This window comes from Aneurinibacillus migulanus (genome assembly GCF_001274715.1).
Taxonomy (GTDB): domain Bacteria; phylum Bacillota; class Bacilli; order Aneurinibacillales; family Aneurinibacillaceae; genus Aneurinibacillus; species Aneurinibacillus migulanus.
The window spans coordinates 909783-933873 of record NZ_LGUG01000004.1; the positions used below are offsets into that span (position 1 = coordinate 909783).

Sequence of the window (24091 nt, forward strand, 5' to 3'; positions counted from 1 at the left end):
GTGAAACAAAAGCTTGCATTACGCGTAAAAGAAAGCGGGTTGCACGATACGGAAGCGTGCGCTCGCTTTCCTTTTTTCTAGAATGTTTTGAGAAGAGGAGAGAGGCACCGTCCCTGTGCGCTGTCTGAATTTCCCTTGAGCGGTAAATTGACAGTGAAAAATAGGAGTAGCTATAATAAAAAGTATTGGTTGAAAAAGGAGGAACTGCGGGAGATGATTAAATGGAGCCGCCTGGTTACTCTTCTCTTGATTACAGCTGTTGTGTTCGGCACGGTTGCTTTAACCGGGAAGAAAGTAGCGATGGGCACGACCCTTGGGCTCGATTTGCGCGGGGGATTTGAAATATTGTATGAGGTAGCACCTCTGAATGAAAAACAGAAACTAACGACACAAACATTGAAGGATGCAACCAAAGCGCTCGATAACCGGGTGAACAAGCTCGGTATAGCAGAGCCGGAAATTCAGGCAGAAGGAACGAACCGCATCCGCGTGCGCCTGGCCGGTGTCACTGATCAGGAGCGTGCGCGGGATTTGATTGGGAAACCGGCGAATCTGACTTTCCGTGACCAAGATGGGAAAATTTTAATGCAAGGAAGCGATCTGGCAGAGAACGGTGCGCAGGGCGTTCTCGATTCACAGACACAACAGCCGGTTGTTACCTTGCAATTTAAAGACGCGAAGAAATTCGCCGATGTAACACAGAAGTATATCGGTCAGCCGATGGCGATTTTTCTTGACGATCAGCTAGTTACGGCGCCTGTTATTAAGAGTGTAATTCCAAATGGAACGGCGCAGATTGACGGGCAGAAAGACATTCAGGAAGCGAAGGATTTAGCGGCGATACTGAATGCCGGTGCGCTTCCGGTTAAGATGAAAGAAGTATTCTCGACAAGCGTTGGGGCAAAACTCGGACAAGAAGCCCTGCAAAATGGGGTAGAGGCTGGCATTATCGGTACGATTATCGTTCTGTTGTTTATGATTGTGTATTACCGTATGCCGGGCGTCATTGCCTGCATCACATTGGTAGCCTATATTTATCTGCTGCTTCTCATGCAGAATCTCATGGGCGCTACCCTTACGTTACCGGGCATTGCCGCCTTTATACTTGGGATCGGGATGGCAGTTGATGCCAACATTATTATGTATGAACGGATTAAAGAAGAGCTGCGAAGCGGTAAATCGTACCTTTCCGCATTGCGGGCCGGTTCCAAGCGTTCTTTAAGCACGATTCTGGATGCGAACGTAACGAGCATCATCGCTTCCCTTGTGCTGTTCTATTTCGGTTCGAGTGCGATACGCGGGTTTGCGGTCATTCTTATCCTGAGCATTATTGTGAGCATGGTTACAGCGGTGGCGGGCTCTCGTTTCTTAATGAATCTGGCCGTACGCTCCAATCTGTTCAACAAGCCCGGCTATTATGGGGTAAAGGAGCGTGATATCCGTGAATTATAAGTTTGATGGGTATAGATTCGACTTTGTAAAGCATAGAAAAAAATATTTCATCGTATCAGCGCTGCTGATTATCGCAGGGATCGTGTCCCTGATGACGATGGGGCTAAATCTTGGCGTCGACTTTAAGAGTGGGACAAGGGTGCAGGTGCAAATCGGCCAAACGTTCAAAGAAGCGGACGTGAAGCAGGCTGTGGAACAAATCGGCTTGCACTCGGGAAGCATCACGACCGCGGGCGACAAGAAGGACATGGCGGTCATCCAGTTTGCCGAGCCGATTCATAAAGATGAATTCGCCAAGCTAACGAAAGCAATGGAGAATAAATACGGCAAAGGCGTATCCTTGCAAGAGAGTACGGTCAATCCGATTATCAGCCAGGAGCTGGCTCGTTCGGCACTTTATTCGGTATTGCTTGCTTCTGTTGGTATCGTACTATACATTACGATACGCTTTGAATTCCGGTTTGCCGTGTCGTCCGTGCTTGCGCTTTTGCATAACGTATTTCTGGTGATTACGCTGTTCAGTATTTTCCAGATTGAAGTGGAGCTCACCTTCATTGCAGCCATTCTGACGATTGTCGGCTATTCCATTCACGATAACATCATTATTTTTGACCGGATTCGCGACAATCTGAAGCACGCTAAGCTGAAGACGGTCCAGGATGTAGAAGATGTCGTGAATCACAGTATCGATCAGACACTGGCCCGTTCCATCAACACGGTATTGACGGTCGTTATTTGTGCGGCTGCGCTCTACATTTTCGGTGGAGAAAGTATTCGCCACTTTACATTGGCACTCATTATCGGCCTGATTTTCGGAGCATACTCCTCGATCTTCATCGCCAGCCAAATTTGGGTATCCTGGAGAGAAGCCGATTTGAAAAAGAGCAAGAAAAAGAACAAGCTTGCTAATAATGAAGCATAAGAAAGCCATACTATAAGGAAACAGGATAAAACCGCGGGGGGTGCCCGCGGTTTTTTTCACGCAACAAAGGAGTGGCGGTATATGCAAATGCAGGAAGAGCGATTTTCTAAAGCAAAGTTTGCTGCCTGGGTGGGGATTATCGGCAATCTAATCCTGGCCGTTGCCAAAGCGGGTATAGGGGTTATTGCCAACAGTAAAGCACTGCTTGCAGACGCGGTTCATTCTGCGTCTGACATTATTGGGTCATTGGCAGTACTGCTTGGGTTGAAGGCCTCCCAGATTCCTCCTGATCCCGAGCATCCATATGGACATGGCAAGGCAGAACCGATTTCCGCGATTGTCGTATCGATTATTCTATTTGCGGTAGGTCTGGAGATGGGCTATACAACCATCCAGGCATTTTTCGCTCCTATTACTGCTCCAGGTATGCTGGCCGTCTATGCCGCTATCATCTCTATGGGAATAAAAGAGTGGATGTTTCGCTATAAATACCGCGTCGGTAAAGAACTGAACAGTCAAGCAATTATCGCCAATGCATGGGAGCATCGTTCTGATGTGTACTCCTCGTTTGCCGCGTTTGTTGGTATTGGTGGCGCTATTGTTGGACAGCGGCTTGGAGTTCCGATTCTTGTGTATCTTGATCCGGTAGCAGGTGTATTCGTTTCCGGTCTGGTTATCCGGATGGCATACCGAATGCTGCGTGAATCGATCCATAGCACGCTTGATGTTGTGTGGGATGAAGAGAAAAGCAAAGGGTTAAGAGAAACGGCACAAATGGTGCCAGGCGTGCTGCAAATCAATGAACTGCTGGCTCGTGAACATGGTCATTACGTAATCGTAGATGTAAAAATTAGCGTGGATGCGCAGATTACAGTAGAAGAAGGACACCGCATTGGCAAGCAGGTGAAAAAAGTATTGATGGAGAATTTTTCAAATGTGCAGAACGTGTTTGTCCATATTAATCCATATGATCAGGTGGGAGAAGACGACATTTCGTATCCACCGCTTCATAAGATAGACACAGCGGATGTAATAGAGAAGGATGGTCCAATTTTGCATTAAACAATAGTTGCCCCATTTTTCCCCTCTCTAGTATAATGAACAAGTGTTTAAGGAGAGGTGGGAGAAAACTTTGGTAAAATCGAAGACCCGCTGGAAAATGGAAGAGGTTAATCAGGAACTTGCTCTGCGGCTGCAGCAGCAATTACATATTTCGCTATTGCTGGCCCAATTGCTTGTCGGACGCGGCATTGAGACTGTGGATGCGGCAGAAAAATTCCTCGGAGGCAGCGTACAGGATTTTTATGATCCGTTCTTGCTTGACGGTATGGAGGCCGCGGTCAATCGCATCAGGCAGGCCATTGACAATGACGAATCCATTCTCATCTACGGGGACTACGATGCGGACGGTGTAACGAGTACAAGCATTATGATTCATACGATGCGCATGGCGGGTGCAACATTCCAATATTATATCCCCAATCGCTTTACGGAAGGCTATGGTTTGAATGAAGGCGCATTAGTGAAAGCGGCAGAAAACGGCTTTTCAGTCGTGATTACGGTAGATACCGGCATCAGTGCTATAAAAGAAGCAGAACTTGCGAAAGAAATGGGACTTGATTTAATTATTACGGATCATCATGAGCCACCAGAAACCATACCGGATGCATACGCTGTGGTGAATCCAAAGAAGCCTGATTGTCCATATCCGTTTAAGATGCTGGCTGGAGCCGGAGTAGCATTCAAATTTGCCCATGCCCTGCTTGGAGAGCTTCCACATCACCTGCTTGAAATTGCAGCAATTGGAACGATTGCTGACCTCGTAGCCTTGGTGGATGAGAATCGCCTCATTGCCAAGCTGGGACTCAAAGCGCTAGAGCATTCGGTCAATCCGGGCGTCAAAGCCTTGAAGAAAGTGTGCGGTATTGAAGGAAAGGTCTCCGCTTATCATATCGGATTCGGCATGGGGCCGCGCATCAACGCTACAGGACGGCTAGAGACAGCAGATCGCGCTGTTAAGATGTTCATCACAAGCGATTATGAAGATGCGGAGCGATATGCATGTGAATTGGACGAGCTGAACAAGGAGCGCCAGGAGCTGGTGGAAGCGATTGCAGCTGAAGCTGAGGAATTGGTACTTGCTATGTCGGAAGAGGAAAGAGATGTACTGGTGGTAGCCAAGGAAGGCTGGAACGAAGGGGTCATTGGGATCGTCGCATCTCGTCTGGTGGAGAGGTTCTATCGCCCTACAATTGTGTTGAGCATTAATACAGAACAAGCGAAAGCAAAAGGATCGGCACGCAGCATTGCAGGCTTCAACATGTATGAAGCCCTGACAACTTGCGCTGACATTCTGCCTCATTACGGCGGACATCCGATGGCGGCGGGAATGACCCTTGCAGAAGCAAACGTGTCTGAACTGCGCCGTCGTTTAAACGAACTGGCGAGGGCATGGCTAACAGCTGACGATTATATTCCAATTACGAAAGTAGACGCTATCTGCACGCTACCAGAAGCCAATCTGGAGACCATTGAGCAGTTGGAGAAGATGGCTCCGTTCGGCCTTGGCAATCCCAGCCCGAAAATCCTGATTGAGGGTGTGGAAATTGCCGATTTGCGTATTATAGGCAAAGATGAAAACCATATCAAATGCCAGTTTCGCCAAGATGGTGTCACATTGGACGGGATCGGATTTAAAATGGCAGACATCGCGGCAGAATTGTCGCCGCGCGACGAAGCGAATGTGGTGGGAGAGCTGGCGGTAAATGAATGGAATAATCAGCGCAAAGCTCAATTCGTGCTAAAAGACGTGACTGTGCTCGGCCTTCAGGTGTTTGACTGGCGAGGCACACGCAGCAAAACGGAGAAACTGGCCGCCTTAGATGGTGAGGCACCGACACGCATCGTCTCTTTTCGCTCGCAAGGACAGCTTCAGCTAGAGCAACAAGCACAGAAATGGCGTACGCTCCAACTAGAACCGAATCCGGAAATACGCCAGCTTGTGTTATATGATTTGCCGCGATCTTATAAAGAACTAGAAGACGCGTTGAATGTGCATCCAGAATTGGAGCGGCTGTACTGCCTGTTCGGTGAGGAGCCGAATACGCTGCCGTCTCTACCTTTACGTGAGCAATTCAAAGAAGTATACAAAACCGTATACTTGCATAAATCGCTGTCACGCAAGGATATTCCATTGCTTGCACAGGCGAAAAAGCTGACCCCATCGGCTGTTCGATTCATACTGGAAGTGTTCCATGACCTTGGTTTTCTTAAAAAGGATGAGCAGAGCTACCAGCTATCACAGACGAACGAGAAACGGGATTTGACCGAATCGGTTGTCTATCAGCAGCAGAAGGAAGCGCTGGAGCTAGAAACGGAACTTTTATATTCCTCATATCAATCATTGCGTGCGTTTTTAAAGCGATTTACGCTACAGGACGCCGGAACAAAGGAGAAGATTTATCATGGATTTTAAGGAAAAGATTCGAGTTATTCTCGATTATCCGCAAGAAGGCGTTCGTTTTAAAGATATTACAACATTGCTGGCCGACGGGCCGGCCTACCGTGCAGCGATTGATCGAATGGTTAAGTTTGCACAGGAGAAGAAGCCGGATATTATTGTAGGGCCTGAAGCGCGAGGTTTTGTGGTAGGGTGTCCACTTGCTGTACAGATGGGAGTGGGCTTTGCGCCGGTACGTAAAAAGGGCAAGCTACCGTACGAAACCATTCAAGCTGAGTATTCCCTCGAATATGGAAAAGATGCGCTCGCAATGCATAAGGATGCCATCAAACCGGGACAACGTGTACTGATTGCTGATGATCTGTTGGCGACGGGAGGCACCATTCAGACAACGATTGACCTTGTGCAGAAACTGGGCGGCGAAATTGTCGGTTTAGCTTTTCTGATTGAGCTCACGTATCTAAACGGCCGTGAAAAGCTAGGTACAGATAGCGATATTTTCACGCTCATCCAATATTAAACAAATATTTTCGAAATCCTTCCTATTTGTCTTTCCTGGAAGGATTTTTTTTATTGTAATATGAACCGTACTGACAGGCCCCCTTTACTTTCCTTTACAATTCACAGATAATAAAAGGTAATATTCTAGGGGAGTGACAAAGGAGATAGTGTCATGAGCATCGAAACGGCGATTGAGACTGCAATCGATCAGGTCATAGAAAAAGCGAAAAAGTATCTGCCGGAGAAAGACGTTGAATTTCTCTTCCGGGCGTATAAATTTGCACGCAAGGCCCACGATGGACAGATACGAAAATCTGGAGAGCCGTATATCATTCATCCAATCGCTGTAGCAGGCATCCTTATTGATTTACAGATGGACGCAGTCACGATTGCGGCGGCATTTATGCATGATGTGGTTGAGGATACGGATGTAACCAGGGAAGAGATTGCCGATGCATTCGGAGTGGAAGTCGCCAATCTGGTAGAAGGGGTTACGAAGCTCGGCCGAATTAAATTCAAATCGAAAGAGCAGCAACAAGCGGAGAATCATCGTAAAATGTTCCTTGCTATGGCGAAGGACTTGCGTGTGATGCTAATCAAACTCGCCGACAGGCTTCACAATATGCGTACGCTGAAGCATCTCTCGGAAGCTAAGCAACGGCAAATCTCAGACGAAACGCTGGACATTTTCGCCCCGCTGGCACATCGCCTTGGGATTGCTTCTATTAAATGGGAGATGGAGGATACCGGGCTTCGCTACATTAATCCGCAACAATATTACCGAATTGTTAATTTAATGAAGAAAAAGCGGGCAGAGCGTGAGAAATTCATTGAAGGCGTCATTGAAACCATGCAGGAAAAGCTCCAGGAAATCCACATTAAAGCGGAGATTTCCGGTCGGCCGAAGCACATCTATAGTATCTATCGCAAAATGGTCAAGCAGAATAAAGAATTTAATGAAATTTATGATTTGCTGGCTGTTCGGATTATTGTCGATGATATTCGGGATTGCTATGCAGCGCTTGGGATCGTTCATACATTGTGGAAACCGATGCCAGGCCGTTTCAAGGATTATATTGCGATGCCGAAAGCCAATATGTATCAATCTCTCCATACAACGGTAATCGGGCCGAATGGGGAACCGTTGGAAGTGCAGATTCGTACGGCTGAGATGCATCGAATTGCTGAGTATGGGATCGCGGCTCATTGGGCCTACAAAGAAGGGGCAAAAGTCGGAGGGGAAGACAGCTTCGAAACGAAGCTCTCCTGGTTCCGTGAAATTCTTGAATGGCAGCAGGATACGAAGGATGCACAAGAGTTCATGGAGTCTCTGAAAATGGACTTGTTTGCTGATCTTGTTTTCGTATTCACTCCGAAGGGAGATGTAATTGAACTGCCTAAAGGATCTGTGCCACTGGATTTTGCGTATCGCATCCACTCCGAAGTCGGAAACCGTACGATCGGTGCAAAGGTCAACGGCAAAATCGTTCCGCTGGATCATCAGTTGAAAACAGGAGATATTATCGAAGTGTTGACGTCCAAGCACAGCTATGGCCCGAGCCGTGATTGGTTAAAAATTACCAAGTCGTCCCATGCACGAAATAAGATTAAACAATGGTTCAAGAAAGAAAAAAGGGAAGAGAATGTAGCCAAGGGCCGTGAGTCGGTAGAAAACGAACTGCGTAGGAATAACTTTGAGCCGAAAGAAGTGATGCTTCCTGATAACTTGCAGGAGGTAGCCAGTAAATTCAACTTCCAAGGCGAAGAAGATATGTTTGCTGCGGTTGGGTATGGCGGCATTACCGGGGCGCAGATTGCAACCCGCTTAACTGACAAGCTACGCAAAGAACGGGAAGAGCAGATGTCCAACGTTACGGAGATGAAACATGAACCTCCGCGTCGTAGACGTCCAGACAACGGAGTAAGTGTAAGAGGCATAGATAACTTGCTCATCCGTTTCTCCCGTTGCTGCAATCCGGTGCCAGGAGACGATATAGTCGGTTTCATTACGCGTGGACGGGGCGTCTCGGTTCACCGGCAAGACTGTCTGAACCTGCAATCCTGTAGTGAGGAAGACAGGGCTCGGCTCATTCCGGTCGAATGGGATGCGGACCTGAAGCATGAATATAATGTTGATATTGAGATTACCGGTCACGATCGAAGCGGTTTACTCAATGAAGTATTGGCGACCGTCGCCGATACGAAAACAAACATTACGGCCGTATCTGGTAAGTCAGATAAGAATCGTGTGGCAAAAATTAATATGACCATAGCGATTCAGAACTTGGATCATCTGCACAAGGTAGTGGAGCGAATCAAGAAAATTCGCGACGTTTATTCCGTACGTCGTGTAATGAATACGTAGAAGGGGGTGTCGTATAGTGCGTGTAGTCGCTCAGCGTTCCAAGCAAGCATCCGTTACGGTACATGGCGAAGTCACTGGGCAAATCGATAGCGGACTCGTTCTGCTAGTAGGTATTACCCATAGTGATACGAAAGACGATGCGGAATATGTAGCAGAGAAAATCGCTAACTTACGGATTTTCGAAGACGGAGATGGGAAGATGAACCGTTCGATAAAAGACGTAGACGGGGCGATTCTCTCCGTATCACAATTTACGCTTTATGGGGATACGCGCAAGGGCCGACGCCCCAGTTTTGTGGATGCGGCCCGCCCCGAACAGGCAGAACCGCTGTACGATTTCTTTAATGAAAAGCTACGTGAGCAAGGATTGAGGGTAGAGACCGGCATATTCGGCGCTATGATGGAGGTTGCTCTGGTGAACGACGGGCCGGTAACATTACTTATCGAAAGCAAGTCTTAGGAAAAAATGCTTCGGAACCATTTTATGGTAGGTTGTATGATTTCTTTGTGAATCCAACGGAGAGATGACTGAAAGATTGTACGCCAAATCTGGCGGATTGGATAGTAAATTATATACTGCCAAATGGGCTGTAGAGCATAATGCCAGATAAATTGGTAAATGGGACTGAGAATATACCGCCAAAGCCATGAGAACGGTACAACGACAACGTATGTCCACAGAAAAATTAGAAGCTGCAATAAAAGATGTATTGGAAAGTATACGACAAACCCAATGCCTTGCAGCAAATATTTCACGCTCATCCCTAACAAGTCCATTCGATTTCTCCTCTTATTACTTGAATCCCAACATAATCACAACGAAACAGAAAAAAAGCCTTCCTCCATCCGTCTCTCCCTTTGATAGAGCCGGATGGAGGAAGGTACTATGTAACCGCGATTTTGCGGATGATGGTTTACTTTGTTTTCTTACAACGATATACGAATGCTGGTAATACATTCATCGGAACAAATTCCAGACTGATGTCCCCGAATCGCTCCGCCAGTTGCTTTTTCATCTGAAGTGAAAATTGGAATGCAACGAATGTTCCTCCAGGTTTTAACGCCCGTTCAACCTCATCCATAATCTCATCACGCAATTCCTGCGGGAAATTCGTAAACGGGAGGCCGGAAAGTATGTAGTCAAATTGGTTGATTCCATACTGTTTCATCGCTGAGGTGATGTCACAGGCATCATGATGATAGTATAGTTCGGGATAGAGGTGCTCGAGACGTTTACGCATGCTGCGGTCTTGTTCGAACACGACTACTTTACAATCAGGTGAACGCAGTTGATCGATGTGTTTGGTAAATACTCCGGTTCCGGCGCCGAGTTCAGCTACATGCTTGGCAGAATCCCAGTCAACTGGTTTTACCATGGCTTTGGCGAGAAAGCGGGAGCTTGGAGTTACACTTCCGATGTTTCGTGGTGATCGCAAGAATTTTGTTAAAAACATCAGTTTTTCCATAGACACTACTCCTTCTGAATTGTCTCGTCCACATGATTTTTCTTTTAATAGTAACAAAATTTGCAAGGAAGTGGAAATGAAAAACGGGACAATTTTTTATATACTACTCGGATTTAAAAGTAAGCAAAGTGGATAAGATGAAAAAAGGCCGTACAGGGGGTTTTTTCGCTCTTGACCCTCTCCGTGGACTCGGCTACACTCGTAACGGAAAGCGCTAAACGAAGGGGTTATTTCATGATCATACAGGTAAATGGATTGGAGGAAGGATTCCACCGATCCATAGAACATATTATTCGTCTTTTTTTTGAAGAAATACAGGTTACATTCGAAATGGACGTGGATGCTGACATTGTCATTGAGTTCCGTCTGGGTGGAGAGAAGGAGTTGCGTGCAAGTGCCTGTTTAACGAATACAAGTACTGGGCAAGCATATGAATCTGCCTATATGCGTGTGGTTTCAGATAGAGGAGATGCAAAAGAATGGCGAAAGCAGGCCAAACAAATAATTAGCCACCCGTTACTGGATGTACTGGAGCGTTATACAGGCATCGAGCAGCCTTGGGGAATTCTTACCGGTATTCGTCCTACAAAGCTTCTGCATCGTAAAATTCGACAAAATGTGTCACAAGAACAAGCGCATCAGGAACTGAGGGAGGATTTCTTAATTCATGAGAGTAAAATTGAACTGATGCAGCAAATTGCTGATCGCCAATTGGCTATGGTGCCGGATTTGTACGACTTGCGCCATGAGGTTAGCCTCTATATCGGCATTCCTTTTTGTCCGACCAAATGCGCATACTGTACATTCCCTGCCTATGCAATTGGTGGAAAACAAGGTTCCGTTGATTCTTTTTTAGGCGGTCTTCATTATGAAATGAGGGAAATTGGCCGTTGGCTGAAGGAGAATCATATCGGCATTACGACTATTTATTTTGGTGGCGGTACGCCAACAAGTATCACGGCGGAAGAAATGGATATGTTGTATGAAGAGATGTATGCATCGTTTCCGAATATGGATAAAGTGCGTGAGATTACGGTAGAGGCGGGCCGGCCGGATACGATTACACCGGAGAAACTAGCGGTGCTTACCAAGTGGAACATTGACCGTATCAGCATTAATCCTCAATCGTATATTGATGAGACACTAAAAGCGATTGGCCGACATCATACGGTACAGGAAACGATCGATAAATTTCATCTGGCGCGCGAAGCGGGCATGAATAATATTAATATGGATTTAATTATTGGATTGCCCGGCGAAGGCGTATCGGAATTCGAATATACGCTGAAGGAAACGGAAAAACTAAGGCCGGAATCCGTTACCGTTCATACACTCTCTTTTAAGCGAGCTTCGGAGATGACACGCAACAAGGAGAAATACCGCGTGGCGACCCGTGAAGAAATCGGAGAGATGATGAAAATGGCTGAGGATTGGACAAAAACTCACGACTATGTGCCGTATTACCTCTATCGCCAAAAGAATATTCTCGGTAATTTGGAGAATGTCGGCTACGCCAAGCCAGGTCAGGAAAGCCTGTATAACATCATGATTATGGAAGAGGTTCAGTCCATTGTGGGACTGGGATGCGGAGCTGCCAGCAAGTGGGTAGACCCTGTTACCGGCAGCATCTCCCGTTTTGCTAATCCAAAAGAGCCAAAGGCGTATAACGATAATTACAGGCACTACACCGAGGCAAAAATTGAAGCGCTCAACAAGCTTTTTTCTTTTACGAGACTTGACAATTAATGTCGAAACGCGTAATATAAAACACAATTATGACAAATGAAAATGAATCTGATGAAGGGCACAAAGTAATCAGGAAGCAATGCCGCACAGAGAGGAATGCCAATGGCTGGAAGCATTCCCGACAGTTCTTGATGAAAGACAACCCTGAAGACCAGTGGAAACACATGGCGTTCACCCTCGTTACGGGATTAATAAGTGGGATAATCATATCCAAATAGGGTGGTACCACGGGAATTGTGAACCAATCTCTCGTCCCTGACGACTATGTCAGTGGCGGGAGATTTTTTTATTGGATAAGAAAGTAGATGTCGCTGTAAAGTAGGAAAGCAACATCTACTTTCTTCCGCTTTGCGGACTAAATATCCGGAACAAATTTTAACATTAGGAGGTCCGAACATGATTCAGGTTCCACGAGGAACGGCTGATATTCTGCCTGGAGAAGTCGAATTATGGCAGTATATCGAAGATAAAGCGCGCGATATTTGCCGCCGTTATAATTACTTAGAAATCCGCACACCGATTTTCGAGCATACAGAGCTGTTCCAGCGCGGTGTTGGCGAGACAACCGACATTGTGGAGAAGGAGATGTATACGTTCGAAGACCGGGGTGGACGCAGCCTGACGCTACGCCCGGAGTGTACTGCCTCTACCGTTCGTTCTTATGTTGAGAATAAAATGTTTGGTTTGCCTCAGCAGCCGACAAAGCTGTACTACATAGGCCCGATGTTCCGTTATGAACGCCCGCAGGCAGGGAGAATGCGTCAGTTCACCCAGTTCGGTGTAGAAGCGATCGGCAGCAATAATCCGTCCATTGATGCGGAGACGATTGCACTTGCGATGCGATTCTATGAAGAGCTTGGTCTGAAGAATCTTCATGTTGAGCTGAATAGCTTGGGGGATGCAGAGAGCCGTAAAGCACATCGCGATGCTTTGATTCGCCACTTCGAGCCGCACATTCACGAATTTTGCTCAGATTGCCAGTCACGTCTGGAACGCAATCCGCTACGCATTCTTGATTGTAAGAAAGATGCGGATAAGGAACTGATGAAAAGTGCGCCGGTCATCTTAGACTATTTGAATGAAGAATCGAGTGCATATTTTACGAAAGTGAAGAAGCATCTTGATGATTTAGGCATAGCGTATGAAGTGAATCCGAATCTTGTGCGAGGCCTTGATTATTATACGCACACCGCCTTTGAAATTATGGAGCGCGGTATCGGAGCGGTAAGTACTATTTGCGGCGGCGGACGCTATAACGGTCTTGTCAAAGAGATAGGCGGCAATGATATGCCGGGCATTGGATTCGCCATGAGCATTGAGCGTGTTCTGCTTGCGTTGAAAACGCAAGGTGTAGAATTGCCGGTAGAGCGTGCACTGGATTGTTTCATCATTGGTCTTGGGGAAGCGGCGGACGAAAAGGCATTCTTGCTGTTAGATCAGCTTCGTCGCCAAGGAATGACCGCAGATAAGGACTTCCTCGATAGGAAAATGAAGGCGCAACTGAAGGCCGCAGATCGGCTACAGGCAAAAACTGTAGCTATTATTGGGGAAGATGAGCTAGCCCAAGGAGTAGCCGTGTTAAAAAACATGGAGACGGGCGAACAGCAGGAAATCGTTTTTGACCAGGTGGCGGAAGCGATTCAAACTATAATTCAAAAAGACAAGTAAGGAAGGCAGGAAGAGAGATGGAATTCAAACAACGCAGCGTATTTTGCGGTACGCTCCGCAAATCTGACGTAGGTAGCGAGGTTACATTAAACGGTTGGGTGCAAAAGCGTCGCGACCTGGGGGGCGTTATTTTCGTCGATCTGCGTGACCGTAGCGGTCTTGTACAGGTTGTATTCAACCCGGAAATTAACGCAGAAGCGCACACGATTGGCGATAAAGTGCGCACAGAATATGTTATCAGCGTGAAAGGGAAAGTCGTAGAGCGTGACCCGGAAACAATAAACCCGAACATGTCAACAGGTGAAATCGAGGTACAGGTCAGCGAAATCGAGATTATCAATCAGGCGAAAACACCGCCATTCTTCATTGAAGACGACATTGACGTAGATGAGCAGGTGCGTCTGAAATACCGCTATCTGGACCTGCGTCGTCCCGAAATGTACCGTACAATGGCGCTACGCCACAAGGTAACGAAGCTGTTCCGCGATTATCTGGACGGACACGATTTCCTTGAAGTGGAAACACCGATGCTAATTAGGAGTTCGCCAGAAGGGGCACGTGATTATCTCGTTCCAAGCCGTGTGAATCCAGGAGAGTTCTTTGCACTGCCGCAATCACCACAAATCTTCAAGCAACTCTTAATGGTAGCAGGTTATGAGCGCTATTTCCAAATCGTTCGCTGCTTCCGTGATGAAGATCTGCGTGCTGACCGTCAACCGGAATTCACTCAGGTCGATATTGAGACATCGTTCCTTAACATGGAAGATTTACTTGCCATGATGGAAGAGATGATGGCGAAATTGTGCAAAGAAGTACTGGATGTAACGATTGAGAAGCCGTTCCAGCGCCTGACGTATGCGGAAGCGATGAACCGTTATGGTTCAGACAAGCCGGACTTGCGCTTCGGTATGGAGCTTGTGGATATCGGTGATATCGCTGAGAATTGCGGTTTCCAGGTATTTAACAGCGTAGTGAAAAAAGGCGGTCAAGTAAAAGGCATCAACGTAAAGGGATGTGCACATTATTCCCGCAAAGATGTGGATGAGCTAATGAAGTTCGCAGCCCGCTATGGTGCAAAAGGACTTGCATGGATGGCATTTAAAGATGATGAAATAAAAGGACCAATCGCAAAATTCTTCACTGAAGAAGAAGTCGCCATAATAAAAGAGCGCATGCAGGTAGAAAACAATGATTTGTTGCTATTCGTGGCGGATAAACCGAAGGTCGTAGCGGACTCCCTAGGCGCATTACGCTCGAAATTCGGTAAAGAGCTCGGCCTTATCGATGAAAGCAAATTTGCATTCGCATGGGTTGTAGACTTTCCTCTGGTAGAATGGGATGAAGATGCGAAACGCTATGTGGCACTGCACCATCCGTTCACCCGTCCGCGTCCGGAAGATGTCCATCTGTTTGACACAGATCCGGGACAAATCCGTGCTCAGGCATATGATATGGTGCTTAATGGCTTCGAAATCGGCGGAGGAAGCATGCGGATTTACAAGCGTGATGTACAGGAAAAAATGTTCAAAGCGCTTGGTCTTAGTCAGGAGGAAGCCCAGGAGAAATTCGGTTATCTGCTTGACGCGTTCGAATATGGTACGCCTCCGCATGGCGGCATTGCGTTCGGTCTTGATCGCATTATTATGATTTTAGCTGGTCGTAGTAGTTTGCGTGACACAATCGCATTCCCGAAAACAGCGAGTGCGCGTGATGTTATGTCAAATGCACCAAGTTTGGTTGATGATAAACAGCTGGAAGAATTATCTATACGAGTCGTTATGCCGAAGAAATCGGATGAGAAGTAAGTTGCTTGGTAATTATTAGTAAAAATTGGGCCAAATGTACCTCTTGAAATCGTTTTCAAGATTGTGTAATATAAAAACACGATAAGTTTAGAACCCTGCGATGTACGTGAGATGCCGTTTGTTTTGTACCAACACTAACAAAACGGGAATTTGGAGTCTCGTCACAGCGCAGAAGCCGCCCTGTCTTGAGTGGACCTGCAAAGTGCCGGGCAGAACTCCCACCTGCGAGAGCAGGTTCAAAACACTGGCATCACGGCATTACCGGGGTTCTTTACTATTATCATGGAATTAATACCAAGGCCCGCAGATTTGAATTTCTGCGGGTTTTTTCAATGGATAAGAAAGCTTTTTTAGCAAAAAAGGGTACATAATTGAAAGAAGCGCTTTTATTTTAAATCCAGATAAAAAGGAGAAGGTTATGCTGCACCAATTCTCACGCACAGAACTTGCGGTCGGCCGCGAGGGAATCGAACTGTTTAAGAATAGTACTGTGGCCGTATTAGGTGTCGGCGGAGTCGGGTCGTTCACGGTCGAGTCGCTTGCCCGTACTGGCGTTGGAAAGCTTATTCTCATTGATAAAGACGATGTGGACATTACAAACTGCAATCGTCAGCTTCCGGCAACGCTGGAGACGGTCGGACAGCAGAAAGTTGAAATTATGAAGCAGCGCATTGCGACGATTAATCCGGAATGTGAAGTCGTTACGCTTAAAATGTTCTATAACGAGGAAACGTATGAGCAGCTCTTTGAACATAAGCTTGATTACGTAGCAGATGCGATGGATACGATTTCCGCCAAATTGCATTTGATTTTGCAATGCCGGGAGCGAGGCATTCCGCTCATCAGTAGCATGGGAGCAGCTAATAAGCTTGATCCTACCCGTTTTCAAGTAGCCGATCTGTTCGATACGTCGTACGATCCGATTGCTAAAGTGCTGCGTCGCGAGCTACGTAAGAAAGGCATTAAGAAAGGGATTAAGGTCGTATATTCGACAGAAGCTCCCATCCTGGCACGCGAAGAAGTGCTGCAGGACGTCGTACAAAATCCCGATTCTCCGATTCGCAAAGCGACGCGTCCTCCAGCTAGTGTAGCGTTTGTGCCGTCAGTTGCCGGTCTTATCATGACAAGTGTTATTGTGCGTGATTTGCTGGAAAAAGCGGGAATTGAAGTGTTACGCGACGACTAATCAATCTGTAATCCAAAAGCATAAGTAAAGGATGCTGATTCAATGTGGCATCCTTTACTTATGCTTATTTATCTACTATAATTACTAAGATTTAGGTATATGCACGGAAAGAAGGAGGACGGCGTATGGATTTGTTCTCTTACGTTGATGAAGAAGAACGGGAGCGCGGCCAAAGTAGGCACCAGCCGCTCGCAGATCGGATGCGTCCGCGTACATTGGATGAATTTGTCGGTCAGACGCATATTCTTGGCGAAGGAAAACTGCTGCGCCGAGCGATCGAAGCAGATCAAATTTCCTCGCTGATTTTTCATGGCCCTCCGGGAACCGGCAAAACGACGCTGGCCCGTATCATTGCTCGTACAACGAAGACTCATTTTACCGATATTAATGCGGTAACGGCAGGTGTGGCTGACATTCGGCGGGTCGTGGACGAGGCTAAGCAGTACCGTGAGATGTACGGACAGGGAACCACATTGTTTGTAGATGAAATTCATCGATTCAATAAATCACAACAGGATGCGTTACTCCCGTATGTAGAAGATGGAACAATACGGCTTATTGGCGCAACGACGGAGAATCCTTTTTTTGAGGTGAATGCAGCGCTGTTGTCTCGTTCCCAATTGTTTCAATTGCAGGCGCTTAGTATGGAAGAATTAAGTGGGGTTATCGATAGGGCGCTCAGCGACAAAGAGCGTGGGTACGGAGAGCTGCCTGTCACGATGGAGGATGCGGCACGCAATCATTTAATTCGTTATGCAGAAGGCGATAGTCGCCGTCTGTTGAATGCCCTGGAACTTGCTGTCGCCACTACGCCAAGAAGCAAGGATGGAGAGGTGCGTATCACGCTTGATGTGGCAGTTGATTCCATTCAGCGGCGTGCCGTACGATATGATAAGACGGGAGACAATCATTACGATACGATTTCCGCCTATATTAAATCGATTCGGGGTTCTGATCCAGATGCGGCTCTATACTGGCTGGCCCGTATGATTGATGCGGGAGAAGATCCGCGTTTTATCGCACGAAGGCTCGTGATTGCTGCATCAGAAGATATAGGCAACGGTGATCCGCGCGCACTTCAGGTTGCAGTGGCCGCCTTTCAGGCACTGGAATTGGTAGGAATGCCGGAAGGTCGTATCCCGTTGGCTCATGCCACTACATATCTTGCATCTGCCCCGAAGAGCAATGCCGCCTATATGGGCATTAATCAGGCGCTGCGATATGTGCGGCAACACGGGCATGGTGCTGTTCCCCTACATCTCAGGGATATGCACTATAAAGGGGCAGAAAAGCTCGGACATGGAGAAGGCTATCTATATCCACACGATTATCCGAATGCATATGTAGAGCAACTGTACTTGCCTCAGGAAGTAAAGGAAACATTCTACAAGCCGAAAGAAATTGGCTATGAACGGCACATGAAGGAGTATTTACAGAAGGTAAGAAAAGAAAAATAGAAAAGCGAGGGATTTGTTTGAAAATATCAACCAAAGGTCGCTATGGCCTGACGATTATGATGGAGTTAGCCAATCGGTACGGTGAAGGGCAGATGTCACTGAAAGCAATCGCGCAAAAACATGATTTATCCGAGCATTATTTAGAGCAGCTGGTTGCTCCGCTGCGCAATGCCGGCCTGGTTAAAAGTATTCGCGGAGCCTATGGCGGATATATTCTAGCTCATCCGCCACAAGAAATTACGGCAGGGGATGTCATCCGTGTCCTGGAGGGACCGATTAGCCCAGTAGAGTTTGAGGAAGAAGAAGATCCGGCGAAACGCGATCTTTGGATGCGCATTCGGGATAGCATTAGTGGAGTGCTTGACTCCACTACGCTGCAGGATTTAATTACCTACAAGGAACAAGGCAAATCCGATTCGTACATGTTTTATATTTAAGTATTTAATGAGCGGTAAGGAGCAGGAAGATATGCAGGAAATTTATTTGGACCATGCGGCGACTACACCTGTTCATCCAGAAGTGCTTAAGGCGATGCTCCCGTACTATCAGGATGTACACGGAAACCCTTCAAGTATGCACCGTTATGGCCAACGAACGCGTCATGCAGTAGATGAAGCACGTATTATTATTGCCCGCTCCCTGAATGCGGAGCCAGGAGAAATCATTTTCACAAGCGGAGGCACCGAAGCGGACAATATGGCGTTGGTTGGAATAATGGAAGCCAACCAGGCTAAAGGCAAGCATCTTATTACAAGCCAAATCGAGCATCATGCTGTACTGCATACGTGCGAGCGTCTGGAATCGCTCGGCTATGAGGTTACGTATCTGCCGGTGGATGAAACAGGACGCGTCGCTGTTGAAGATGTGGAACAGGCAATCCGTCCGGAGACAGTACTAATTAGTATCATGTTCGGTAATAACGAAGTTGGTACATTACAACATGTTGGCAAAATCGGTAAGCTGGCACAGGAGAAAGGCGTTTATTTCCATACTGATGCTGTACAAGCATTCGGCATCGAAGAAGTGGATGTGAAGCGTCTGCATATTGATTTGTTGTCCGTCTCTGCGCATAAAATCAATGGACCGAAAGGCATCGGTGCATTGTACGTTCGACGCGGGATTAAAATCGCACCTCATCTGTATGGTGGCAATCAGGAGAAAAAACGTCGTGCAGGCACAGAGAATGTGCCAGGAATCGCTGGATTTGCTCGTGCGGCTGAACTGGCGATGGAGACTCGTAAGGAACGTCGGGACCATTATAAGATGCTACGTAGTACCATGCTTGATGTATGGAATAAGCAAGGTGTAGATTATGTTATTAATGGACACCCAGAATTGTATATGCCCCATGTTTTGAATGTGAGTTTCCCTGGAATGAAGACGGATGCGATGCTTATGCATCTTGATCTGGCGGGTATTGCCGCCGCAAGCGGATCAGCATGCACGTCGGGTTCACTAGAGATTTCGCATGTGTTGCGTGCTATGAACCTACCGGAGCAGCGTTTGGAATCGGCAATTCGCTTCAGCTTTGGCTATGGCAACACGGAGGAACAAGCAAGAGAAGCTGCGGAACGCATCGGTCATATTTTAATGCGAAGCAACGATAAAAGATAACAAGTAAGAGGTAAGAAGTGGAAAACAGTAAAGAGAGGGTGTAAGCCTTGTTCTGGATCTTTTTCCGCATTCTGCCTCTTTTTTATCATATAAAAAAGTAATGGACGGTAACTTTCTGTGGCGGTGAGGGTTTTTTGGTATAGTAGAAGAGATTGTCTGAAACATAAGGAAAGAGGTGCTTACGTTTGCGTAAGGCAGCGGAAGATTATAATGATTTAGGGCTACAGGAGCTGGCTCAAGGAAATTTTGAAGAAGCGCTGGGTTTATTCGAGAAAGCGATAAAGGAAGACAATACATATGCAAGGCCATACTGCAATATTGGCAACATTCTGGCGGCCACTGGACATGAGAACGACGCTATACAATGGTTCGCTCGTGCAATTGAGCTGGAACCTGGGCTAGAATTGGCGTATTACGGGATGGGCAATTCATATTTTAATATAGGTAATTACGAATCTGCTCGTGTTTCGTTTGAGAAAGCCAAGGAACATGGCATGAAGCATCATGATTTGGAGTTTATGATTGCGATGTCGTACATGCAGTCGGAGAAGCTGGAGAAAGCGATTGAGCATTTTGATGCCTGTCTGACCGAACAGCCAGACGATGTAGAAGCCTATTTTAACAAAGGAATGGCATATGCCCGTATGGGAAGAATTGAAGAAGCGCGGGATGTATTCTTACGAACACTTGAGCTTGATCCGGAGCATGATGATGCATTGTACAATTTGGGTGTTGCCTATGCGTTCCTTGAACAAATGGATGAAGCCAGACAGCAATTTGAAAAAGCCGTCTCCATCAATCCCGGTCATATCCTGGCACAGAACGCGCTAACAGAACTGAGTAAGTCGGAATAAGGATTCTCTGGCATCCTTTAGACAGCATATCCCCCTTGATTTGCCCCATACTAAAGGATATGGAAGGAGATGAGCGTCATGCAACGGGTACGCGACGTCATTGGACTTCCCGTCATTGAACTGGAGCGGGGCAAAGAGGTGGGCTATGTCCATGATCTTCTGTTTAATGAACATAAGCAATGGGCCGGGATTCTATTGGGAGAGAAAGGATTTCTCAGGCAGGGCACATATATCCCGGTGAAAGCGGTTTGTGCGATTGGCACGGATTGTGTATCGATTGCTGACCAGCAGGCGATTGTATCATTTTCGTCCTTTCCTCCCGGTTGGATAAGTATCCAGACCGGTTCTTCCCCGGTACAGGGAAAAACGTTCGTGACAGCAGAAGGTGAACATCTGGGAGTAGTGGAAGATGTTTACTTTCGAACAGGATCGGGCAAGATAGTAGGGTATGAATTGTCCAATGGGATTCTGTCGGATATTATCGACGGTCGAACCGTTGTTCCGAGCACAGAACGTTTAAAAATGGGTGAAGATACGGTCATTGTCTCCGGGTCGGAGTAGAATGGCCCTTCCGTTTACAGGGAGGAAGAAATCGTGGTACATTGTTGCCTGAACTGCCAGTCGAAGGATGTTGGAAAAATCGGTACCAATCAGTACTATTGCTGGAACTGCTGCATTGAATTTACAGCTTCAGGGGATAAGGTGTCTTCGGTCTTTCAAGTAGAGGAAGACGGAACGCTACATTCGCTGAACGATTTGTTTTTTGACGATTGCCCACCGCCTTTTGAGACCAATATGTAAGGAGATGGGTTCGGTGAAGCGTTCGCTTTGGATGGGGGCGGCTATTATGGCCGCATTTGGGATTGTACGGATGATGCGTCAGGGAACGGGCCGCAGAAAATGGAACAGCCGCATAGGAATAGGAAAACGTATGCTACGTAATATACGTATGACGGGAATGATGAATATTCCTTCACGGTATATGGCTGGTTTCGGCAGTCGAATGTTGCGCAGAATGGCGCGGTAGATATAGGAAAAAGCAAGAAAAGAGCAGCCCCCGAAGAAACGTTGGGCTGCTCTTTTTTTAACGAATACTAGGTTTTAAACTTGAGTGTTTCCTGATAAGTTTTAGAGGCTAATTGTGACAATGTATCGGTGCTGCTAGACATTTCTTCCGCCGCTTGACTCTGCTCACGAACGGAAGCAAATACCTCACGTAGTCCGCCTGATGTTTCTTGGCTGACGGCGGCGATGAACCGGACGCGCTCATGCAGGTTTTCTACCAGACGCTGGATCTCTTCTTGCATGCGTCCGATTTTCTCCATTTCTTCCTTTGTACGTTCTGTTTTTCCTACAATATTCTCAAGCGCATAACCACCTTGATGAATCATTGCAATTTGTCGTTGTACTTGTTCAGCGTTCATTTCCATAGAGCGTACTGTTATAGCTGTTTCGCTCTGGACATGTGCTACAAGGTCCACGATTTCATGCGAAGCTCGCGAAGCTTCTTCCGCTAATTTGCGTACTTCTTCCGCGACTACAGCAAAGCCTCTACCATGTTGTCCCGCCCTGGCTGCCTCAATTGCCGCATTTAATGCCAGTAAGTTTGTCTGATCGGATATGGTCGAGATAAGGTGGACGATGTTGCCGATTTCCTCTGAACGCTTGCCAAGCTTCTGAATGGTTTCAGTAGCGAAAACGACGGTTTGCGCCACAATATCCAGATGCTCGATCGCTTCGTTGACTGCATCAGCCCCTTCTCTCGCCGCTTGTCTGGTCTCTTTAGCCACAGTTAGTGCCTGTGAAGCGGCCATGGTAGTCTCGTTCACCTTGTGATGCGCTTCATTCATCTCTTGATGCACGTGCGCGACGGCTTCTGCCTGTTCTTCGATATTTTCGGCAATTTGTCGTACTGTATGTGCTACCTGCGAAGCGGAGGCACCCGTTTCTTCCGCAGCGGCTGCTAGCTGTTCAGAGGTAGAAGATACTTCTTCCGCCGAATGCTGCATTGTGGCTACCAGATTGCGCAGATCGTCAGTCATCCGATTGAAACCGTGAGCTAACTGTCCCAGCTCATCTTCCCTTTCTACATGGACCTGTGCCGTTAAGTCCCCTTGAGCGGCATTCTGAAAACTCTTTTGTACACGATGTATGGGGCGTACGAGCATTCGTTTCATAAGCACAGAGAGAATGAACATGAGGATAAGAAAAGACAGAAGTGAAACAGTTAGAATGACATAGCGGGTCTGCCAGATGGCTGCGTATGCTTCTTTACTTTCAAGTGTGATAGCAACAATCCAACCTGTTTGTTCAACCGGGTGAAACGATGTTAGCTTTTGTTTTCCTTCAAACGTATATTCCATTTGTCCCTTTTGGGTCTGAAGCATGGATGGACCAAAGCTTTGTTCGCTTATGTTCAATTTTGCGATGTATTCTTTGGCAGGGTGAGCCAGTACAAGTCCGGTTTTATTAATGAGATAAGCATAACCGGTCTGTCCCATTTTTACCTGATTGATATATACGCCTATAGCCTCCAGTTTTATCGCTGCAATCAAAAAACTTCTTCCGTTATTAATAGGTTCGGTTAAGTAAAATAACGGTTGTCCGTCTTCGTCATAACGTATATCGCTAATCGTTCCCTTTCCTGCATCTCGTGCCGTATGTAGTATAGATTGTTCCGAAAACGTCTTGCCGATCATATAACCGTTCGATCCGGCAATAATCTGACCTTCAGGAAGAGCGACATATAACGCTTCGTATTCGGGCTGGTTGTGTGTAATAGAAGTAAGGAAACGCCCGGCTTCAAATGCACGATCAGGGCGTGAATCGATCGCTTTAACAACGGGAAATTGTGCTAGTTGGAACAGTGAACGTTGCTTGTCCGATAAATCTTTGTCGACAAGAATCGCAGCTTCCGTAGAGGCCTGCTCCATGCCACGCAGGGTAGCGGCCCGCAAGGATTGGGTAACGCTGCGATCTACGAAAAAATATAACGTCGCAAAAGCTCCGATAATTACTAAGGTGAGTACCATCATTACTCTATTTTGGAGCGTCATTTTTCGTCTCATGGGGTACCGACCTAGTATTCAAGAATGGAAAATCCCGTGTCAGGCTTCGTTTTGCACGTTAGAATAGCGGTAGATACATCTGGATAGATGGAGAGCACACGATCCAACTTTGAGAAGTGCAGAAGCTTGTACCAGGATGTATTGCCGGCGACCAGTTTGCTTTCTTTGCTCTGTATATGGCACTTTTTACTGAATGAGAAGAGAACACCTAATCCTGTGCTGTCTATATTTTCTAAGCGTGATACATCCAGAATGTAATGATTTTGTTCTTCTGTAATGAAAGACAATAACTCTTTGGAGATGTGACGTGAATTTGCATAGTTAATTTCACCCTCCAGTGAAATGATTCGATAACCCTGATTCATTGTAGATAACATCTTCATTCCCCTTTTTTAGGAACTTGAGAACTAGTATATTTTTATCATACAGACTGAACTTTGGTTGAATATTAATTCATTATGAAGTTTTGGTTAAAGTAGGAACGAATCGATACTTGATATTCTTTTTTCTTTTTTCGCACATACTAC

At 46.6% G+C, this 24091-nt stretch carries 21 protein-coding genes, 1 other RNA gene and 1 other annotated feature; of the genes, 19 read left to right on the top strand and 3 right to left on the bottom strand.

What is annotated here, in order from left to right; all coding sequences use genetic code 11:
• Nucleotides 1–213: 213 nt before the first annotated feature.
• The 7 genes from secD (at nt 214) to dtd (ending at nt 9160) form a co-directional block, all read left to right on the top strand.
• Entirely contained in the window at nt 214–1452 is a 1239-nt protein-coding gene (gene secD, locus AF333_RS34765) for a protein translocase subunit SecD (RefSeq protein ID WP_052812242.1), read from the top strand.
• On the top strand, nt 1442–2374 hold the full coding sequence (gene secF / locus AF333_RS34770) for a protein translocase subunit SecF (protein WP_053432664.1): 933 nt from the start codon (nt 1442–1444) through the stop codon (nt 2372–2374). Before secD ends, secF begins: the two co-directional genes overlap by 11 nt.
• 87 nt (nt 2375–2461) lie before the next feature.
• Nucleotides 2462–3436 carry a cation diffusion facilitator family transporter gene (locus tag AF333_RS06185; protein WP_080787871.1) on the top strand — a complete coding sequence of 325 codons (975 nt, stop codon included), beginning with the start codon at nt 2462–2464 and terminating at the stop codon, nt 3434–3436.
• A 70-nt stretch (nt 3437–3506) separates the two neighbouring features.
• Entirely contained in the window at nt 3507–5849 is a 2343-nt protein-coding gene (gene recJ, locus AF333_RS06190) for a single-stranded-DNA-specific exonuclease RecJ (protein ID WP_043067366.1), read from the top strand.
• Complete coding sequence (locus AF333_RS06195) at nt 5839–6354, top strand: adenine phosphoribosyltransferase (protein ID WP_043067367.1); 516 nt, start codon at nt 5839–5841, stop codon at nt 6352–6354. The genes recJ and AF333_RS06195 overlap by 11 nt, the downstream gene beginning before the upstream one ends.
• A 153-nt stretch (nt 6355–6507) precedes the next feature.
• A complete protein-coding gene (locus AF333_RS06200) occupies nt 6508–8700 on the top strand; it encodes a RelA/SpoT family protein (protein ID WP_043067368.1) in 2193 nt (730 codons plus the stop codon).
• A gap of 16 nt (nt 8701–8716) precedes the next feature.
• A complete protein-coding gene (dtd, locus tag AF333_RS06205) occupies nt 8717–9160 on the top strand; it encodes a D-aminoacyl-tRNA deacylase (protein ID WP_043067369.1) in 444 nt (147 codons plus the stop codon).
• A gap of 454 nt (nt 9161–9614) precedes the next feature.
• Here the strand turns inward: dtd and AF333_RS06215 are convergent, their stop codons facing one another.
• Nucleotides 9615–10166 carry a class I SAM-dependent methyltransferase gene (locus AF333_RS06215; protein WP_043067371.1) on the bottom strand — a complete coding sequence of 184 codons (552 nt, stop codon included), beginning with the start codon at nt 10164–10166 and terminating at the stop codon, nt 9615–9617.
• Between the two features lie 234 nt (nt 10167–10400).
• Between AF333_RS06215 and AF333_RS06220 the strand changes: the two genes are divergently transcribed.
• From AF333_RS06220 to AF333_RS06270, 12 genes are all read left to right on the top strand, one after another.
• Complete coding sequence (locus AF333_RS06220; RefSeq protein WP_043067372.1) at nt 10401–11912, top strand: coproporphyrinogen III oxidase; 1512 nt, start codon at nt 10401–10403, stop codon at nt 11910–11912.
• Nucleotides 11913–11954: 42 nt separating this feature from the next.
• Nucleotides 11955–12172: a binding site (T-box leader), on the top strand.
• A gap of 136 nt (nt 12173–12308) precedes the next feature.
• Nucleotides 12309–13580 (top strand): histidine--tRNA ligase, encoded by a 1272-nt coding sequence (gene hisS / locus AF333_RS06225; RefSeq protein ID WP_043067373.1) that lies wholly within the window; start codon nt 12309–12311, stop codon nt 13578–13580.
• Between the two features lie 17 nt (nt 13581–13597).
• On the top strand, nt 13598–15385 hold the full coding sequence (aspS, locus tag AF333_RS06230; protein WP_043067374.1) for an aspartate--tRNA ligase: 1788 nt from the start codon (nt 13598–13600) through the stop codon (nt 15383–15385).
• 89 nt (nt 15386–15474) lie between these two features.
• Nucleotides 15475–15657, top strand: a non-coding RNA gene (gene ssrS / locus AF333_RS31525) — 6S RNA.
• 146 nt (nt 15658–15803) lie between these two features.
• Nucleotides 15804–16571, top strand: a complete 768-nt coding sequence (locus tag AF333_RS06235; RefSeq protein WP_043067375.1) for a tRNA threonylcarbamoyladenosine dehydratase — start codon at nt 15804–15806, stop codon at nt 16569–16571.
• A gap of 125 nt (nt 16572–16696) precedes the next feature.
• On the top strand, nt 16697–18028 hold the full coding sequence (locus AF333_RS06240) for an AAA family ATPase (RefSeq protein WP_043067376.1): 1332 nt from the start codon (nt 16697–16699) through the stop codon (nt 18026–18028).
• A 17-nt stretch (nt 18029–18045) separates the two neighbouring features.
• Nucleotides 18046–18465 carry a cysteine metabolism transcriptional regulator CymR gene (gene cymR / locus AF333_RS06245; protein ID WP_043067377.1) on the top strand — a complete coding sequence of 140 codons (420 nt, stop codon included), beginning with the start codon at nt 18046–18048 and terminating at the stop codon, nt 18463–18465.
• 31 nt (nt 18466–18496) lie between these two features.
• Complete coding sequence (locus AF333_RS06250; RefSeq protein ID WP_043067378.1) at nt 18497–19642, top strand: cysteine desulfurase family protein; 1146 nt, start codon at nt 18497–18499, stop codon at nt 19640–19642.
• 185 nt (nt 19643–19827) lie between these two features.
• Nucleotides 19828–20496, top strand: a complete 669-nt coding sequence (locus tag AF333_RS06255; protein WP_043067379.1) for a tetratricopeptide repeat protein — start codon at nt 19828–19830, stop codon at nt 20494–20496.
• A gap of 78 nt (nt 20497–20574) precedes the next feature.
• Complete coding sequence (locus AF333_RS06260) at nt 20575–21057, top strand: PRC-barrel domain-containing protein (RefSeq protein ID WP_043067380.1); 483 nt, start codon at nt 20575–20577, stop codon at nt 21055–21057.
• 33 nt (nt 21058–21090) lie between these two features.
• Nucleotides 21091–21297 (top strand): hypothetical protein, encoded by a 207-nt coding sequence (locus tag AF333_RS06265; RefSeq protein ID WP_043067381.1) that lies wholly within the window; start codon nt 21091–21093, stop codon nt 21295–21297.
• 13 nt (nt 21298–21310) lie between these two features.
• Entirely contained in the window at nt 21311–21523 is a 213-nt protein-coding gene (locus AF333_RS06270; RefSeq protein ID WP_043067382.1) for a hypothetical protein, read from the top strand.
• 67 nt (nt 21524–21590) lie between these two features.
• On the opposite strand, the gene AF333_RS06275 is transcribed toward AF333_RS06270, so the two are convergent.
• Both AF333_RS06275 and AF333_RS06280 read right to left on the bottom strand, forming a co-directional pair.
• Nucleotides 21591–23564 carry a methyl-accepting chemotaxis protein gene (locus tag AF333_RS06275; protein WP_080787863.1) on the bottom strand — a complete coding sequence of 658 codons (1974 nt, stop codon included), beginning with the start codon at nt 23562–23564 and terminating at the stop codon, nt 21591–21593.
• 11 nt (nt 23565–23575) lie between these two features.
• A complete protein-coding gene (locus AF333_RS06280; RefSeq protein ID WP_043067384.1) occupies nt 23576–23941 on the bottom strand; it encodes an STAS domain-containing protein in 366 nt (121 codons plus the stop codon).
• Nucleotides 23942–24091: the final 150 nt, after the last annotated feature.